We start from the raw sequence: 635 nt of genomic DNA, 5'->3' as shown, positions 1-635 counted from the left end.
GGAGCGCGGTGGTAACGCCGGGACGCCGGGCACCAAGCATTGTCGCCAGAAATTCATGCGTCAGGTAGATCTTGTCTCCTTCGGCTCGGTCGTGGACCATCAGCAGCCAGCGGGCCAACCGTTCCTCGATTTTCGAATGGCCGTTGACCAATGCCGTCCGGGACGATTGGACAAGGAACGCGTGGGCATAGCGAAGCAGTGGCTCGCGGAGGGTCTGGCTTTCTGCAATCGCGGAGCGAAGGTTTTCAACCGGGAGCATCCAGCCATTGCCTGCGACCTGCATGTAGGTTTCATTGGGGGATCTGTCCTGGCCCAAAATGACGGCAATCCCCGTCATGCCGTCGCGGCCGACGATGCCGACTTCGCTTTGCCGCCCGCCGGTCATAGTGGCGACCACCGACGCGATGCCCTTCTCTGGAAAATACACCCGTTCGATCGGCTGATATGCGACCTCAAGCTGGGCTTTGATGCCCAGTTCGACGTGATGCATTGATGGCTGCAATCGCGCGAAATCCTCTTGGGAGAGGGCTTTCAATACATGGTTGCGAATAAGGGATTGGGGCATGGCTCTCTCCCTGACGGGCAAGAGCGCGTACCTCTTAGTGTCGGCTGCGTCCGAAGCGCTGGCGGCCGAT

Annotated in this window: 1 protein-coding gene; it reads right to left on the bottom strand. The window is 59.8% G+C overall.

The annotated features are described in order from the left end of the window. Positions 1 to 565, bottom strand: a 565-nt coding sequence (locus NKJ90_RS33405; RefSeq protein WP_352487784.1) for a Crp/Fnr family transcriptional regulator, incomplete at its 3' end; no start/stop codon positions are given. Positions 566 to 635 lie beyond the last annotated feature (70 nt).

The organism is Mesorhizobium sp. M0051 (assembly GCF_040323235.1).
Lineage (GTDB): Bacteria > Pseudomonadota > Alphaproteobacteria > Rhizobiales > Rhizobiaceae > Mesorhizobium.
This window is presented reverse-complemented; position numbering and strand designations above follow the sequence as displayed.